Annotated in this window: 15 protein-coding genes; 10 read left to right on the top strand and 5 right to left on the bottom strand. The window is 72.2% G+C overall.

Features of this window, described 5'->3' with window-relative positions; translation table 11 throughout:
* Window positions 1-7 precede the first annotated feature (7 nt).
* Genes cbiE through cobC form a run of 5 tightly spaced genes read left to right on the top strand, consistent with a single transcriptional unit; the run spans window position 8 to window position 5,279 of the window.
* Window positions 8-1,267, top strand: a complete 1,260-nt coding sequence (gene cbiE, locus ACIRQH_RS38375; RefSeq protein WP_388877763.1) for a precorrin-6y C5,15-methyltransferase (decarboxylating) subunit CbiE — start codon at window positions 8-10, stop codon at window positions 1,265-1,267.
* Window positions 1,264-2,970 carry a precorrin-3B C(17)-methyltransferase gene (gene cobJ / locus ACIRQH_RS38380; RefSeq protein ID WP_388877625.1) on the top strand — a complete coding sequence of 569 codons (1,707 nt, stop codon included), beginning with the start codon at window positions 1,264-1,266 and terminating at the stop codon, window positions 2,968-2,970. The genes cbiE and cobJ overlap by 4 nt, the downstream gene beginning before the upstream one ends.
* The gene (locus tag ACIRQH_RS38385) at window positions 2,967-3,281 is read left to right on the top strand and encodes a precorrin-8X methylmutase (RefSeq protein ID WP_404229997.1); all 315 of its coding nucleotides are present in this window, start codon (window positions 2,967-2,969) and stop codon (window positions 3,279-3,281) included. Before cobJ ends, ACIRQH_RS38385 begins: the two co-directional genes overlap by 4 nt.
* Entirely contained in the window at window positions 3,278-4,210 is a 933-nt protein-coding gene (locus ACIRQH_RS38390) for a sirohydrochlorin chelatase (protein WP_388877622.1), read from the top strand. The genes ACIRQH_RS38385 and ACIRQH_RS38390 overlap by 4 nt, the downstream gene beginning before the upstream one ends.
* A complete protein-coding gene (cobC, locus tag ACIRQH_RS38395) occupies window positions 4,200-5,279 on the top strand; it encodes an Rv2231c family pyridoxal phosphate-dependent protein CobC (protein ID WP_388877620.1) in 1,080 nt (359 codons plus the stop codon). The genes ACIRQH_RS38390 and cobC overlap by 11 nt, the downstream gene beginning before the upstream one ends.
* Window positions 5,280-5,378: 99 nt before the next feature.
* Here the strand turns inward: cobC and ACIRQH_RS38400 are convergent, their stop codons facing one another.
* The 5 genes from ACIRQH_RS38400 to ACIRQH_RS38420 form a co-directional block, all read right to left on the bottom strand.
* On the bottom strand, window positions 5,379-6,293 hold the full coding sequence (locus ACIRQH_RS38400) for an SCO1860 family LAETG-anchored protein (RefSeq protein ID WP_404230001.1): 915 nt from the start codon (window positions 6,291-6,293) through the stop codon (window positions 5,379-5,381).
* 308 nt (window positions 6,294-6,601) lie between these two features.
* Complete coding sequence (locus tag ACIRQH_RS38405) at window positions 6,602-7,693, bottom strand: amidohydrolase family protein (protein ID WP_404230005.1); 1,092 nt, start codon at window positions 7,691-7,693, stop codon at window positions 6,602-6,604.
* A 78-nt stretch (window positions 7,694-7,771) separates the two neighbouring features.
* Entirely contained in the window at window positions 7,772-8,560 is a 789-nt protein-coding gene (locus ACIRQH_RS38410) for an amino acid ABC transporter ATP-binding protein (RefSeq protein WP_388877614.1), read from the bottom strand.
* Window positions 8,557-9,387, bottom strand: coding sequence for an amino acid ABC transporter permease (locus ACIRQH_RS38415; protein ID WP_358822676.1), 831 nt, complete (start codon window positions 9,385-9,387; stop codon window positions 8,557-8,559). Before ACIRQH_RS38415 ends, ACIRQH_RS38410 begins: the two co-directional genes overlap by 4 nt.
* Window positions 9,384-10,229 (bottom strand): basic amino acid ABC transporter substrate-binding protein, encoded by an 846-nt coding sequence (locus ACIRQH_RS38420; protein WP_358822675.1) that lies wholly within the window; start codon window positions 10,227-10,229, stop codon window positions 9,384-9,386. The genes ACIRQH_RS38415 and ACIRQH_RS38420 overlap by 4 nt, the downstream gene beginning before the upstream one ends.
* A 174-nt stretch (window positions 10,230-10,403) precedes the next feature.
* On the opposite strand from ACIRQH_RS38420, the gene ACIRQH_RS38425 reads away from it, so the two are divergent.
* The 5 genes from ACIRQH_RS38425 to thpD all read left to right on the top strand — a co-directional run bounded on the left by ACIRQH_RS38425 (window position 10,404) and on the right by thpD (window position 15,205).
* Window positions 10,404-11,504 carry a pyridoxal-phosphate-dependent aminotransferase family protein gene (locus ACIRQH_RS38425; protein ID WP_388877609.1) on the top strand — a complete coding sequence of 367 codons (1,101 nt, stop codon included), beginning with the start codon at window positions 10,404-10,406 and terminating at the stop codon, window positions 11,502-11,504.
* Window positions 11,505-11,986: 482 nt separating this feature from the next.
* Window positions 11,987-12,526, top strand: a complete 540-nt coding sequence (ectA, locus tag ACIRQH_RS38430) for a diaminobutyrate acetyltransferase (protein WP_358822673.1) — start codon at window positions 11,987-11,989, stop codon at window positions 12,524-12,526.
* Between the two features lie 57 nt (window positions 12,527-12,583).
* Complete coding sequence (gene ectB / locus ACIRQH_RS38435; protein ID WP_388877604.1) at window positions 12,584-13,855, top strand: diaminobutyrate--2-oxoglutarate transaminase; 1,272 nt, start codon at window positions 12,584-12,586, stop codon at window positions 13,853-13,855.
* Window positions 13,856-13,905: 50 nt separating this feature from the next.
* Window positions 13,906-14,310: an ectoine synthase gene (locus ACIRQH_RS38440; RefSeq protein ID WP_356174011.1), complete on the top strand. Its 405-nt coding sequence runs from the start codon at window positions 13,906-13,908 to the stop codon at window positions 14,308-14,310.
* 7 nt (window positions 14,311-14,317) lie between these two features.
* A complete protein-coding gene (gene thpD / locus ACIRQH_RS38445) occupies window positions 14,318-15,205 on the top strand; it encodes an ectoine hydroxylase (protein WP_358822671.1) in 888 nt (295 codons plus the stop codon).
* The last annotated feature ends 25 nt before the right edge of the window (window positions 15,206-15,230 follow it).

The raw sequence follows: 15,230 nt of genomic DNA on the forward strand, positions 1-15,230 counted from the left end.
CTCCGCGGTGATCACCGTCGTCGGTACGGGCACGGGCGCGCCGCTTTCCGAGGAGGCGCGGGCGGTGCTCGCCGGGGCCGGTCTTGTCGTGGGCGGCCGGCGGCATCTGGCGGCGGCCCCGCTCGCGGGCCGGACCGGGCGGATCGTGCTCGGCCCGCTGGCACCGGCGCTCGACGACATCGAGCGGTACACGGACGCCGGGGCGCCCGAGGGGCCGGTCGTGGTGCTCGCCTCGGGCGACCCCGGGTTCTTCGGGATCGTCCGGGCGCTGGCCGAACGGTTCGGGGCCGAGCGGCTGGACGTGCGGCCCGGTGTCTCCTCGGTGGCGGCCGCCTTCGCGCGGGCCGGGCTGCCCTGGGACGACGCGGTGGTCGTCAGCGCGCACGGCCGCGACCTGCGTACGGCCGTCCAGGTCTGCCGGTCGCAGCCGAAGGTGGGCGTGCTGACCGGCCCCGGGGCCGGGCCGGCCGAACTGGGCGCCGCCCTCGTCCACCGCGGCGCCGACCGCGTCCTGGTCGTGGCGAGCGCGCTCGGCGACCCGGAGCACGAGCGCGTCGAGCGGGTCACGCCCGCCGAGGCGGCCGCCCGCGACTGGGGCGCTGCGGTCAGCGTCGTTCTCTGCCTGGACCCCGCCCGTGCCCTCGCCGCCGTGCGGACCGTCGCCGGGCCGCCGGCCGGACCGGCCCGATGGGCCCTGGAGGAGGGCGAGTTCGCCCACCGCGACTCGATGATCAGCAAGTTCGAGGTCCGCGCGCTGGCCCTGGCCCGGATCGGACCGCGGCTCGGCGAGCTGGTCTGGGACGTCGGGGCGGGCTCCGGCTCAGTGGCCGTCGAGTGCGCGCGGTTCGGCGCGGCCGTGACCGCGGTCGAGAAGACCCTGGACGGTTGCGAACGCATCCGCGCCAACGCCGCCGCGCACGGCGTCGATGTGCACGTCGTGCACGGGGCCGCGCCGACCGTGCTCTCCGACCTCGACGATCCGGACGCCGTCTTCATCGGTGGTGGCGGACGTGAACTGCCCGCCATCGTCGCGGCGTCGGCCCGCCGGGCGCGGCGCGCCGTCGTCATCGCGATGGCCTCGCTCGACCGGGTGCCGGCCGCCCGCGACGCCTTGACGGCGGCCGGGTTCCACTGCGACGGCGTGCTGCTCCAGTCGTCGCGGCTCGCCCCGCTGCCGGGTGAGGTCTCCCGGCTCGCGGCGACCAATCCCGTTTTCGTGCTGTGGGGCGTCCGGCCCCCGGCCCGTACCGAAGGAGTTCCCCAGTGATCGGCCTGATCTCCGCCACGGCGGCGGGCGCGGCGGCCCGCGACCGGCTGGCCGCGGCATGGCCCGCGCGTACCCGGGTGTACGACGGGACCGTGGCGGACGCCGTACGGCGGGCCTTCGCCGAGTGCGACCAGCTGGTGTGCTTCCTCGCCACCGGCGCGGTCGTACGGCTCGTCGCGCCGCTGCTCGCGGACAAGGCGTCCGACCCCGGAGTGGTGTGCGTCGACGAGGCGGGCCGCTTCGCCGTGTCGCTGGTCGGGGGCCACACGGGCGGGGCCAACGAACTGGCCCGGGAGGTGGGCGGGTTGCTGGGCGCGGAGCCGGTGGTGACGACGGCGACCGACGCGGTCGGCATGCCCGGCCTGGACACGCTCGGCCTGCCCGTGGAGGGTGACGTCGCCGGGGTCTCGCGGGCGGTGCTCGACGGCGAACCGGTGGTGCTGGACACGGAGACGGTCTGGCCGCTGCCCGCGCTGCCGCCGAACGTCGGGTCCCCCGCCCGGGACGGCGCGGCCGTGATCCGCGTCTCCGACCGCGCTCAGGGTCCCGCCGCGCGCGAGGTGGTCCTGCGTCCGCCGTCCCTCGTGGTCGGCGTCGGCGCCTCGCGGGGCGCACCCGTGGAGGAGGTCCTCGGGCTCGTCGAGGAGGCCTTGGCGGACGCCGGTCTCTGCGTCCGGTCGGTCGCCGAACTCGCCACCGTGGACGCCAAGTCGGAGGAGCCCGGCATCCTCGGAGCCGCCGCCCGGCTCGGCGTCCCCCTCGTCACCCGCACCGCCGGGGAACTGGCGGCGGTCACGGTCCCGAACCCCTCCGACGCGCCGCTCGCCGCGGTGGGCACCCCGTCCGTGGCGGAGGCCGCCGCGCTCGTGGGCGGCGGCGAACTCCTCGTCCCCAAGCGGAAGTCGGTGCGCGCGGACGGCCGGCCCGCGATGGCGACCGTCGCGGTGGTGCGCCGGCCGGTCCGTGGACGGCTCGCCGTCGTGGGCCTCGGCCCCGGCGCCCGCGACCTGCTCACCCCGCGCGCCACAAGGGAGTTGCGCCGGGCGGCGGTGCTCGTCGGGCTCGACCAGTACGTCGACCAGATCCGCGATCTGTTGCGGCCCGGCACCCTCGTCCTGGAGTCGGGGCTCGGCGCCGAGGAGGAGCGGGCGCGCACGGCGGTGGCCGAGGCCCGGCGCGGTCAGGCCGTGGCGCTGATCGGCAGCGGCGACGCGGGCGTGTACGCGATGGCGTCGCCCGCGCTGGCCGAGGCGTCCGACGACATCGACGTGGTCGGGGTGCCGGGGGTGACCGCCGCGCTGGCCGCGGGAGCGATCCTGGGCGCGCCGCTCGGCCACGACCACGTGTCGATCAGCCTGTCCGACCTGCACACGCCGTGGGAGGTCATCGAGCGTCGGGTCCGCGCGGCGGCCGAGGCCGACATCGTCGTGACGTTCTACAACCCGCGCAGCCGGGGCCGGGACTGGCAGTTGCCGAAGGCCCTCTCGATCCTCGCCGGGTACCGGGAGCCGGTGACGCCCGTCGGGGTCGTCCGCAACGCCTCCCGGCCGGACGAGTCGAGCCGGGTGACGACGTTGGGGTCCCTGGATCCGGCGATCGTCGACATGATGACCGTGGTGACCGTGGGCAACACGGCGACGCGTGAGATCGCCGGGCGCATGGTCACGCCGCGCGGTTACCGCTGGCAGGAGGAGCCGGAGTGAGCCAGGTGTTCCCCGAGAGCCGGGTCGTGCACCCCGTCGAGCAGGAGTCGTTCCGGCGGCCGCGCCCGCGGCTGGACGCCGACCCCGTGCTCGTCATCGGTCCGCCCGCCCGTTTCGTCGGTGCGGCCGGACCCGAGGCGGCACTCCGCGCGAGCCGGCCGCCCGCCGTCAACAGCGTGTCCGAGAAGGGTGTTTCGGCGGTAACGGCCACCGCTGTCGACCCCCTGCCGTACCACCCCACCCCCACCCCCCTGGCCGCCGAGGCCTCGACGACCACCGAGGCCACCGCGCCTGTCAAGGAGACATCGTGACCACCCCTGCCCCCGCGCTGCTCATCGCCGGCCACGGCACCCGGGACGAGGCCGGAGCCGAGGCGTTCCGGTCCTTCGTACGGGAGTTGGGCCGTCGCCATCCCGAACTGCCGGTCGCCGGCGGGTTCATCGAGCTGTCGCCGCCTCCGCTGGGCGACGCCGTCACCGAACTGGTGGAGCGGGGGGTGCGCCGGTTCGCCGCCGTCCCGCTGATGCTGGTGTCCGCCGGGCACGCCAAGGGCGACATCCCGGCGGCGCTGAACCGCGAGAAGGAACGGCACCCCGGCATCTCGTACACGTACGGGCGTCCGCTGGGCCCGCACCCCTCGCTGCTCGCGGTCCTGGAGCGTCGGCTGGACGAGGCGCTCGGCGGTACGGCCCGCACGCCCGCGGACCGCGCCGACGTGACGGTGCTGCTCGTCGGGCGCGGTTCCACCGACCCGGACGCCAACGCCGAGGTGCACAAGGCGGCCCGACTGCTGTGGGAGGGCCGCGGATACGCGGGCGTCGAGACGGCGTTCGTGTCGCTGGCGGCCCCGGACGTGCCGTCCGGCCTCGACCGCTGCGTGAAGCTGGGCGCGCGCCGGATCGTGGTGCTGCCCTACTTCCTGTTCACCGGCATCCTCCCGGAGCGGGTGCGGCAGCAGACCGAGGGCTGGGCCTCCGCCCACCCGGACGTCGAGGTGCGCTCCGCCGACGTGATCGGCCCCGAGCCGGAGCTCCTCGACCTGGTCATGGAACGCTACCGGGAGGCCGTCCGGGGCGACCTGCGGATGAACTGCGACTCCTGCGTCTACCGCATCGCGCTGCCCGGCTTCGAGGACAAGGTGGGGCTCCCCCAGCAGCCGCACTTCCACCCGGACGACGACGGCGACCACGACGGGCACGGGCACCACCACGGCGGCCACACACACTCCCATGCGCACTGACGAGGCCGCCGAGGGCGGGCACGATCTGCGGCACCACGGGGACGCCGAGGTGCGTGACGACGGCTCCGCGCTCACCGACCTCGCCGTGAACGTCCGCGCGGACACCCCTCCCCGGTGGCTGCGTGAACGGATCGCCGGGTCGCTGACCGGCCTCGCGGCCTATCCGGACGGCCGGGCAGCGCGGGCCGCGGTGGCCGCGCGGCACGCGCTGCCGACGGAGCGGGTGCTGCTCACGGCGGGCGCCGCCGAGGCCTTCGTGCTGCTCGCCCGCGCCCTGAAGGTACGGCGGCCGGTCGTCGTGCACCCGCAGTTCACCGAGCCGGAGGCCGCGCTGCGGGACGCCGGGCACACGGTCGGCCGCGTCCTGCTGCGCGCGGAGGACGGTTTCCGGCTCGACCCGGCCGCCGTTCCCGAGGACGCCGACCTCGTCGTGATCGGCAACCCCACCAACCCGACGTCGGTGCTGCACCCGGCCGCCGCCGTCGCCGGACTGGCTCGCCCCGGGCGGGTGCTGGTGGTCGACGAGGCGTTCATGGACGCGGTGCCCGGGGAGCGCGAGGCGCTGGCCGGCCGCACCGACGTACCCGGGCTGGTCGTGCTGCGCAGCCTCACGAAGACCTGGGGACTGGCCGGCCTGCGGATCGGGTACGCGCTCGCCGATCCGGAGACGATCGGCGCGCTGGAGCGCGCGCAGCCGCTCTGGCCGGTGTCCACTCCGGCGCTCGCGGCCGCCGAGGCGTGCATGTCCTCGCAGGCGCTCGCGGAGGCGGCGCACGCGGCGCATCGCATCGCCACGGACCGGGCCCATCTCGTGGCGGGGCTGCGGGAGTTCGGCTGCTCCGACGGGCTGCGGGTGGTGGAGCCCGCGGAGGGCCCCTTCGTGCTGATCCGGCTGCCGCGGGCCGCGGGCGTGCGGCGGAGCCTTCGCCGGCTCGGTTTCGCGGTGCGCCGCGGGGACACGTTTCCCGGGCTCGGCGAGGAGTGGCTGCGGATCGCGGTGCGGGACCGTGCGACGGTCAACCGCTTCCTCCAGGCCCTGGACCGGGCGGTGACGGCCGGCGGGGACTGATCCCGGACGGTTCCCGCTCCCCGATCGCCGCGGCGGCCGGGTTCGGCCTCTTCGGCGTTCGGGGAGCGGGTCCGGGGCCGAGCCCCCGTGCGGGGAAGGTCAGCCGCGCCGACGGCGGGCGAGGACGACCGCTCCGCCGCCCGCGGCGAGCAGCGCCACCGCGCCGCCCGCGATGTACGGCGTCGTCGAGCTGCCGCCGGTCTCGGCGAGCCCGGCCTCGGCGGGAGCGCCCTGCGGCTTCACCTCGGTCACCGGCTCGGCGGAGTCCGCGGGCTCGGCGGGTTCGGAGGGCTCCGCCTGCTGGGCGGCCGGCGCCGCGGGCGTCTCGCAGGTGGCCCCGGCCAGCGTCAGGGTGCCCTCGACCTCGGCCACGTTCAGCTTCAACGGATTGATGGACACCTTGAGTTCGAGCGCCGACGCGGCGGCCGTACGGGTCGTGGTCTCCGTCTTGGACAGGTCGAGCCGCACCTCACCGACGCCCGGGACCTTCACCTCCGTCGGGCCGCCCGCGGTCAACGTCACCTTCTTGCCGAGGACGTTGACGGACCCCAGCAGGTTGGCGGTGGCCACGGGCTTCTTGCCCACCTCGCAGGTCGCCTTCGAGGAGACGGCCTCCAGCTCGATGAGCGACAGGAGCGGCAGTCCGGGGACATGGACCGCGGCGTGGGCGAGGCGGGTGGAGCCCTCGGCCCTGCCGTCCGCGACGGTGGCCTTGGCACTGGCGACGTCCGCGCGCAGCACGCTGAACGGGCGTCCGCGGTCGACGCCGTCCAACTGGGCTGTGAGCGCGGTCTTCTCGGCGCTCCGCGGCGCCTGCACCTCGTTCAGCGAGACCGCGAGCGGGACGTTCACGGTCTTGTTGAGGAGGGAGACGTCGAGTCCGGTACGGAGCACGACGGCGCTCGCGCGACCCTGGTCGGTGGTCGCGTGGGCGGAACCCGCGCCGGCCAGCGCGGTGGGACCCGCGGCGAGGACGGTGGCCGCCGCCGTGACGGCGAAACGGCGTGCGGGCATACGGTAGTTGATGCTGTTCAAGGGTGGGACCCCCATAAGAGAAAGCCTGGGACCCGGAAAGAATTACGCACTGAGAGTGAACAGTCAGCGACCTGGCGTGAGTTCACCCGGACGTGGGTTTCCCGCGCAAGTCTTCGAATCCGACGGCACGGCTGTTCCCCACCGTCACTCGATCAACGGCACTGGACGAACACGCTGGTTGACGCGCCGCGCCGCGCGCCGGAGCGGCCGTGGAGTGCGTAACGAGCGCGGCGTCCGGATCGTCACGTTCCGTCAACCGCGCCCGCGTGTCGGTCGCATGATCCCCGTCAGCCGACGATCCGTCCGTCGAGGACCACCCGTCGGGGAGCCGCCAGGACCCGTACGTCGGCGCGCGGGTCCTCGCCGTAGACCACGAGGTCCGCGGGCGCGCCCTCGTCGAGTCCCGGGCGGCCGAGCCAGCGCCTCGCTCCCCAGGCGGTGGCGGACAGCGCCTCGACGGGCGGGATGCCGGCGGTGACGAGCTCGGCGACCTCGGCCGCGACGAGGCCGTGCGGAAGGGTGCCGCCCGCGTCCGTGCCGACGTAGACCGGGATCCCGGCGTCGTAGGCGGCGCGCACGGTGTCGTAGCGGCGTTCGTACAGCCGGCGCATGTGGGCCGACCACGTCGGGTACTTGGACTCGCCGCCGTCCGCGAGCCGCGGGAACGTGGCGATGTTCACGAGGGTGGGCACGATCGCGACGCCGCGTTCGGCGAAGAGCGGGATGGTGTCCTCGGTGAGGCCGGTGGCGTGCTCGATGCAGTCGATGCCCGCCTCGACCAGGTCGCGCAGGGAGTCCTCGGCGAAGCAGTGCGCGGTGACGCGGGCGCCGAGCCGGTGGGCCTCGGCGATGGCCGCCTCGACGGCATCGCGCGGCCAGCACGCGCTCAGGTCGCCGGTGCCGCGGTCGATCCAGTCCCCCACCAGCTTCACCCAGCCGTCGCCGCGCCGGGCTTCCCGGGCGACGTACGCGACGAGGTCTTCGGGCTCGATCTCGTGGGCGTAGTTGCGGATGTAGCGGCGGGTGCGCGCGATGTGCCGGCCGGCTCTGATGATCTTCGGGAGGTCGTCGCGGTCGTCGATCCAGCGGGTGTCGGAGGGGGAGCCGGCGTCCCGCACGAGAAGGGTGCCGACGTCGCGGTCGGTCAGCGCCTGCTTCTCGGAGACCTCGTCCGGGACCGGACCGTGCGCGTCGAGCCCGACGTGGCAGTGCGCGTCGACCAGACCCGGCAGGACCCAGCCCTCGACGGTGCGGACATCACGGGCGCCGCCGGGACGCTCGTACGCGATCCGGCCGCCGACGACCCACAGCTCGTCGCGGACGTCGTCCGGTCCGACGAGGACCCGCCCCTTCACGTGCAGCACAGCGTCTTCGCTCATGCACTGCACCTTAGTGAGGCCGCATCCCGGCGCGGCGGCTCGCCCCCGGGAGGGTCCCCTTCGGCGAGGCGGCTCCCCCTAGGGCGTGTCCGACGGGTCCTTCGCGTCCTCCTCGACGTCGGCCATCGCCGGGTCGAGCAGCCGGGACAGGAAGTGCCGCGTCCGCTCGTGGGCCGGGTCTCCGATGACCTGCGCCGGGGTGCCGTCCTCGACGATCACGCCGCCGTCCATGAAGACGACGCGGTCGGCGACCTCGCGCGCGAACGACATCTCGTGGGTGACGACCATCATCGTCATGCCCTCGTTCGCGAGCATCCGCATGACGGCGAGCACCTCTCCGACGAGTTCGGGGTCGAGGGCGGAGGTCGGCTCGTCGAAGAGCATCACCTGGGGGCCCATGGCGAGGGCCCGGGCGATGGCGACGCGCTGCTGCTGACCTCCGGAGAGCGAGGCCGGGTACGCGTCGGCCTTCGCCGCGAGCCCCACCCGCTCGAGGTTCTCGGCGGCGACTCGGGCCGCCTCCGCCTTGCCCCGGCGGAGCACCCGGCGCTGCGGCAGCGTGAGGTTCTCGGTCACCGACAGGTGGGGGAAGAGGTTGAACTGCTGGAAGACCATGCCGATGCGGCGGCGTACGGCGTCGATGTCGACGTCGGGGTCGGTGACCTCCGCGCCGCCGACGAACACCCGGCCCCTGGTGGGTTCCTCCAGGAGGTTCACACAGCGCAGCAGGGTCGACTTGCCGGAGCCGGACGGGCCGATGACACAGATGACCTCGCCCTGTCCGACCTCCAGGTCGATGCCGCGCAGGACCTCGTTGTCGCCGAAGGACTTGTGGAGGTCCTTGACCTGGATCTCGGGTGTGCTCACTTGGCCTCCCCGGCCTTGGCCTCAAGACGCCGGACGACGAATCCGAGCGGCACGGTCACCAGCAGGTAGCACAGGCCGGCGACGAGGATGGGCGTGGAATTGGCCGACGTGCTCGCCAGGTCGCGGCCGAACTTGGAGAGTTCGCGCTCCTCCAGCGTGACGCCGAGGATCAGCACCAGCGAGGAGTCCTTGAAGAGGGTCACGAGCTCGTTGGTGAGCGGCGGGAGAATGATCCGGAAGGCCTGCGGGATGATGATCGAGACCATGGCCCGGCCGTGCGAGAAGCCCAGTGAACGGGCCGCCTCCATCTGCCCCTTGGGCACCGCCTGGATGCCGGCGCGAAACGTCTCCGCCATGTACGCGGCCCCCACCACACCGAGCGCGATGGCGACCTTGCCGTACGTTCCGCCGGGGATCTCCGTGCCCGGGAACGCGAGAGGTACCGCGACGCCCACGAAGACGAAGATCAGCAGGGTGGGCAGGCCGCGGAAGATCTCGATGTAGACCCCGGCGACCCAGCGGTAGGGGCCCACCGACGACAGCCGCATCAGGGCGATGACCATGCCCAGCACGAGACCGACGGCGAAGCCGGACACCGTGTAGAGGACGGTGTTCTTCAGCGCCAGCGTGATGACGTCCGGGAACATCTGCTTGACCAGGTCCCACTGGGCGAACTGGTTCTTCAGACGGCCCCAGTCCGCCGTGACCGCGAAGGCGACCACGACGGCGACGAAGACCACGTACTGGGCGCCGCGCGACAGCGAGCGCTTCTGCCGCCTGCTGAGACCCGAGCGGCGGGGCTGGACCTGGGTGTCGGTATCACTCATGAGGCGGAGGGCGAAGCCGAGGCCGCGGCGGCGTCGTACGGGCCGATCCACTTCTCGTACAACTTCTTGTAGGTCCCGTCGGCCTTCGCGTCCTTGATCGCCTTGTTGATGGCGGCGGTGAGCTTGGTGTTGCCCTTCTTCACCGTGAAGCCGTACTGCTCACCGGTGTTGAGGTTGTCCACCACCTTGAAGGCGTCCGCGTTGGCCTTGTCCTTCAGCCAGCTCTGGACGACCGGGTAGTCGATGACGACAGCCTGGACCTGGCCGGTACGCAGGCCGTTGAGGACGGCGTCGGAGGACTCGAAGGACACGGGGTCGAGTCCCTTGCTCTTCGCGTACTCCTCGCCGGTGGTCTGCGCCTGGGCGCCGACCTTCTTGCCCTTGAGGTCCGCGAAGGATCCGATGCCGCTCTTCTTGTCGACCAGGACGGCCTGGGTGGCGTTGAAGTACGGGTCGGAGAAGTCGACGTTCTTCGCGCGCTCGGGCGTGATCGTCATGCCGGCCGCGGCGAGGTCGCACTGCTCGGAGTTGAGGAAGGCGCCCGTCTTGAAGTTCTCGAAGGGGGTGTCGACGATGTCCTGCTTCACACCGAGGTCCTTGGCGACCAGGTCGATGAGGGACACGTCGAAGCCTTGCACCTTGCCGTCGACCTCCGACTGGAAGGGCGGGTACGGGAGGTGGGTGCAGGTCGTGAGCTGACCTGCCTTGACGAGCGGGACCCCGTCGGCGGTGGTGGACTTGCCGCCCCCGCCGCCCGAGGAGCAGCCGGCCACGAGCAGCAGCCCTGCCGTGGCGGTGGTGGCGGCCAGAATGCGGGGCCTGCGTCCGAGGACGGGGTTCACGGGGACCTCCTGTGGGGGGAGCGGAGGGTTCCGATTATAAGAAGATGTTTGGGTTCCTCAAATCAATCCGTTGGCCACTGGGCTGTACGGCCTCAGAACTCGCCGGTCCGAGCGCTGCGAGAGCCGCCGGATACGCTCTGATCGTCGACCCCTGAGAGCGAAGAGAGCACCGCCGTGACCCACCCCTTTCTTGACCTGGCGCCGCTGAGCGCCGCGCACTTCGCGTCGATCGAGGACCGCGTCGCCCGGCTGCTCTGCACCGAGCAGGACGTCGTGATCATGCAGGGCGAGGCGCTGCTGCCCCTGGAGGGTGCCATTCGCGGCACCGCGGGAGCCGGCACCACCGCCCTCAACGTCATCACCGGGCCGTACGGGCAGACCTTCGGGAACTGGCTGCGGGACTGCGGAGCCACCGTGATCGACCTGGCGGTGCCCTTCCACACCGCGGTCACCGCCGGACAGATCCGTGACGCGTTCGCCGAGCACCCGGAGATCGACTTCGTCTCGCTCGTGCACGCCGAGGCCGCCACCGGGAACACCAACCCGGTCGCGGAGATCGGCGAGGTCGTGCGGGAGCACGGCGCGCTCTTCTACCTGGACGCCGTCGCGTCGATCGGCGCGGAGCCCGTGCTGCCGGACGCCTGGGGCGTCGACCTGTGCGTGATCGGGGCGCAGAAGGCGATGGGTGGCCCGGCCGGCGTGTCCGCGGTGTCGGTGAGCGAGCGGGCGTGGGCGCGGATGGCCGCGAACCCCGCCGCGCCGCGGCGTTCCTACCTCTCCCTGCTGGACTGGAAGGAGCGCTGGGTCGACGGGGGCCGCAAGGCGCTGCTGCACGCGCCGGCGCAGCTGGAGATGCTGGCGCTCGAGGCGTGCGTCGAGCGGATCGAGGGTGAGGGCCTCGACGCGGTGATGAGCCGGCACGCCTCGGCCGCCGCGGCGACCCGTGCGGGCGCCGTGGCCCTCGGCGGCGGCCTGGAGCCGTACGTCCACGACGCCTCCGACGCCGCGCCCGTCGCGACGACGCTGCGGGTGCCGGCGGGCGCGGACGCGTCCGCGCTGGTCGCCAAGGCCCTCGCGGCCGATCCGGTGCTGCCGCTCGCCGCGGGCGGCGGCGCGCTCGCGCAGTCGATGATCCGCGTGAACCACTACGGCCCGGACGCCACCCGGGGCGCCGTCCACTCCAGCCTCGCGGGCCTGGGCGCCGCGCTGGCCGAGTCCGGCTTCCCGGTGGATCTGGAGGGCGCGCGCCGCGCCGTGGCGCAGGCCTGGGGCTGATCCCGGCCCGGGACGCCCGGCGGGGGCGTGCGCGCCTCCGCCGGCGCTCCGGCACCCTCGGGCGCCGCGCCGCGAGCACGCGGGGCCGTGCGGCGCGCACGCGAGTGGTCCGCGCGCACGGCGATCCGAACCAACGGCGCCCCGGGAATTGCACATCCTCTCCACGCGCTTATCCTGCCGTTAATTCGGATGCCGAATTGCTCCGGAATAGCATCCCGTATTCTTCTGCCCGCGATCTCCGTACCTAAACGCAAAGATTTCGCGAACGCCAACCGGCGTAATTCGGGCGGATCTCCGGCACATTACGTTGCTGTGACGCACTCCACAACGCGCCCGTTTTCTGTGGTATTTTCCGTGCAAAACTGGTCATAAAGCTGTGCGCGCGGCCACTCTCTCACGGGCGCGTGATAACACACGAAGGCGCTGTACGTAACCCCGTCCGACGATGCAATTTCAGCTTTCCGTCGGTAAATTCAATCCGCATGACCGCCGCACACCCAGACCTGTCAGCGGAATTCCTGGAAATGCCGGAGGGCCTTCGGATCGACCGTCCGGAGGTGGCCGACGGGGCCGCCCTCTGGCGCATCGCCAAGGACTCCCGAACTCTCGACCTGAACTCCTCGTACAGCTACCTGCTGTGGTGCCGTGACTTCGCCGGCACCTCCGCGGTGGCACGTGACGCCGATGGGCGCCCCGTCGGTTTCGTGACCGCGTACGTACGCCCGGAGCGTCCGCGCACCCTGCTCGTGTGGCAGGTGGCCGTCGACGCCGCGTACCGCGGACGCGGACTGGCCGCGCGGCTGCTCGACGGGCTGACGGCACGGGTGGCCGCCGAGCGCGGACTGTCCGTCCTCGAGACGACCATCTCCCCGGGCAACACCGCCTCCGAGCGCCTGTTCCTGTCGTACGCACAGCGTCATGGCGCGGCCGTCGAGCGCGAGGTGCTGTTCGAGACGGACCAGTTCCCCGACGGACCGCACGACCCCGAGGTGCTCTACCGCATCGGGCCGTTCTCCCTCTGAACTTCTTCTCCCCTCGCCCCCTTGTTCTTCCGCCCCCCACGCTTCGAGGAGCGATCCGTGACCATCACCCAGCCCGACCTGAGCGTCTTCGAGACCCTGGAGTCGGAGGTGCGCAGCTACTGCCGCAACTGGCCCACCGTCTTCGACCGCGCCCAGGGCAGCCGCATGTACGACGAGGACGGCCACGCGTACCTCGACTTCTTCGCCGGTGCCGGGTCGCTGAACTACGGGCACAACAACCCCGTGCTCAAACGGGCCCTGATCGACTACCTGGAGCGTGACGGGGTCACCCACGGTCTCGACATGTCGACGACCGCGAAGCGCGGCTTCCTGGAGGCCTTCCAGAACCTGGTGCTGCGGCCCCGCGACCTGCCGTACAAGGTGATGTTCCCCGGCCCGACGGGCACCAACGCCGTCGAGTCCGCGCTCAAGCTCGCGCGGAAGGTGAAGGGCCGCGAGTCGATCGTGTCGTTCACCAACGCGTTCCACGGCATGTCGCTCGGCTCGCTCGCCGTGACCGGCAACGCCTTCAAGCGGGCCGGCGCCGGTATCCCGCTGGTGCACGGCACCCCGATGCCGTTCGACAACTACTTCGACGGCCAGGTCCCGGACTTCCTGTGGTTCGAGCGGCTCCTGGAGGACCAGGGCTCGGGCCTCAACCAGCCCGCCGCGGTGATCGTCGAGACCGTGCAGGGCGAGGGCGGCATCAACGTCGCGCGGCCCGAGTGGCTGCGCGCGCTCGCCGACCTGTGCAAGCGCCGCGACATGCTGCTGATCGTCGACGACATCCAGATGGGCTGCGGCCGGACCGGCGCGTTCTTCTCCTTCGAGGAGGCCGGGGTCGTGCCCGACATCGTGACGGTCTCCAAGTCCATCAGCGGGTACGGGCTGCCGATGTCGCTGTGCCTGTTCAAGCCGGAGCTGGACATCTGGGAGCCGGGCGAGCACAACGGCACCTTCCGAGGCAACAACCCGGCGTTCGTCACGGCCGCCGCAGCGCTGGAGGCCTACTGGGCCGACGGCTCCGCCATGGAGAAGCAGACCCGCTCCCGCGGCGAGCAGATCGAGCAGGCGATGATCTCCATCACCGAGGAGAACCTCGCCGACGTCAAGGAGTACCGGGGCCGCGGCCTCGTCTGGGGCCTGGAGTTCAAGGACAAGGCCCGCGCCGGGCGTGTGGCCAAGCGTGCCTTCGAACTCGGCCTGCTCATCGAGACGTCCGGCCCCGAGAGCGAGGTCGTGAAACTGCTGCCCGCGCTCACCATCACCCCCGACGAGCTCGACGAGGGCCTGCGCACCCTCGCCCGGGCCGTCCGCGAGACCGTCTGACCAGAGCGCCGCACACCACGAGAAGCACGAGAGAGAGGCATCGCACCACCGTGATAGTCCGTTCGTTCAAGGATGTTGAAGGCACCGACCGGCATGTGAAGGCGGCGACCGGCACCTGGGAGAGCAAGCGCATCGTCCTCGCCAAGGAGAAGGTCGGCTTCTCGCTGCACGAGACGATCCTGTACGCGGGTACGGAGACGCAGATGTGGTACGCGAACCACATCGAGGCCGTGCTCTGCGTGGAGGGCGAAGCCGAGCTCACCAACGAGGAGACCGGCGAGAAGCACTGGATCTCGCCCGGGACGATGTACCTGCTGGACGGCCACGAGCGCCACACCATGCGTCCCAAGACCGACTTCCGGTGCGTCTGCGTCTTCAACCCGCCCGTCACCGGGCGGGAGGACCACGACGAGAACGGCGTCTACCCGCTGCTCACCGAACCCGAGGAGGTGTGACACACCGATGACCACGCTCACCGATCTGTACCCCAGCCGAGGCACCACCGAAGTGGCCGTGCCCCGACAGGACCCGGTCCTGTGGGGTGCGCCGGGTGGACCCGGCCCCATCACCGTGCCCGAACTCCAGACGTACGAGCGCGACGGCTTCCTCCCCGTCGAGGAGCTGATCACCGGGGACGAGGTCGCCGTCTACCGGCAGGAGCTGGAACGGCTCGTCACCGACCCCGCGATCCGTGCCGACGACCGCTCGATCATCGAGCCCCGGACGCAGGAGATCCGGTCCGTCTTCGAGGTGCACCGGATCAGCGAGATCTTCGCCGAGCTCGTCCGTGACGAGCGGGTCGTGGGCCGCGCCCGGCAGATCCTCGGCTCCGACGTGTACGTCCACCAGTCGCGGATCAACGTCAAGCCCGGCTTCGGCGCCAGCGGCTTCTACTGGCATTCGGACTTCGAGACCTGGCACGCCGAGGACGGTCTGCCGAACATGCGGACGGTGTCCGTCTCGATCGCGCTGACCGAGAACTACGACACCAACGGCGGTCTCATGATCATGCCGGGGTCGCACAAGACCTTCCTCGGCTGTTCGGGCGAGACCCCGAAGGACAACTACAAGAAGTCGCTGCAGATGCAGGACGCGGGCACGCCCTCGGACGAGGCGCTCACCCGCCTCGCGACCCAGCACGGCATCAAGCTCTTCACGGGCAAGGCCGGTTCGGCGACCTGGTTCGACTGCAACTGCATGCACGGTTCGGGCGACAACATCACGCCGTTCCCGCGCAGCAACGTCTTCATCGTGTTCAACAGCGTGGAGAACACCGCGGTGGAGCCCTTCTCGGCTCCGGTGCGCAGGCCGGAGTTCATCGGCGCGCGGGACTTCACGCCGGTGGGCTGACCCCCTTCGCCGCCCGGCCATGGGC

The organism is Streptomyces sp. NPDC102279, assembly GCF_044766365.1.
Lineage (GTDB): Bacteria > Actinomycetota > Actinomycetes > Streptomycetales > Streptomycetaceae > Streptomyces.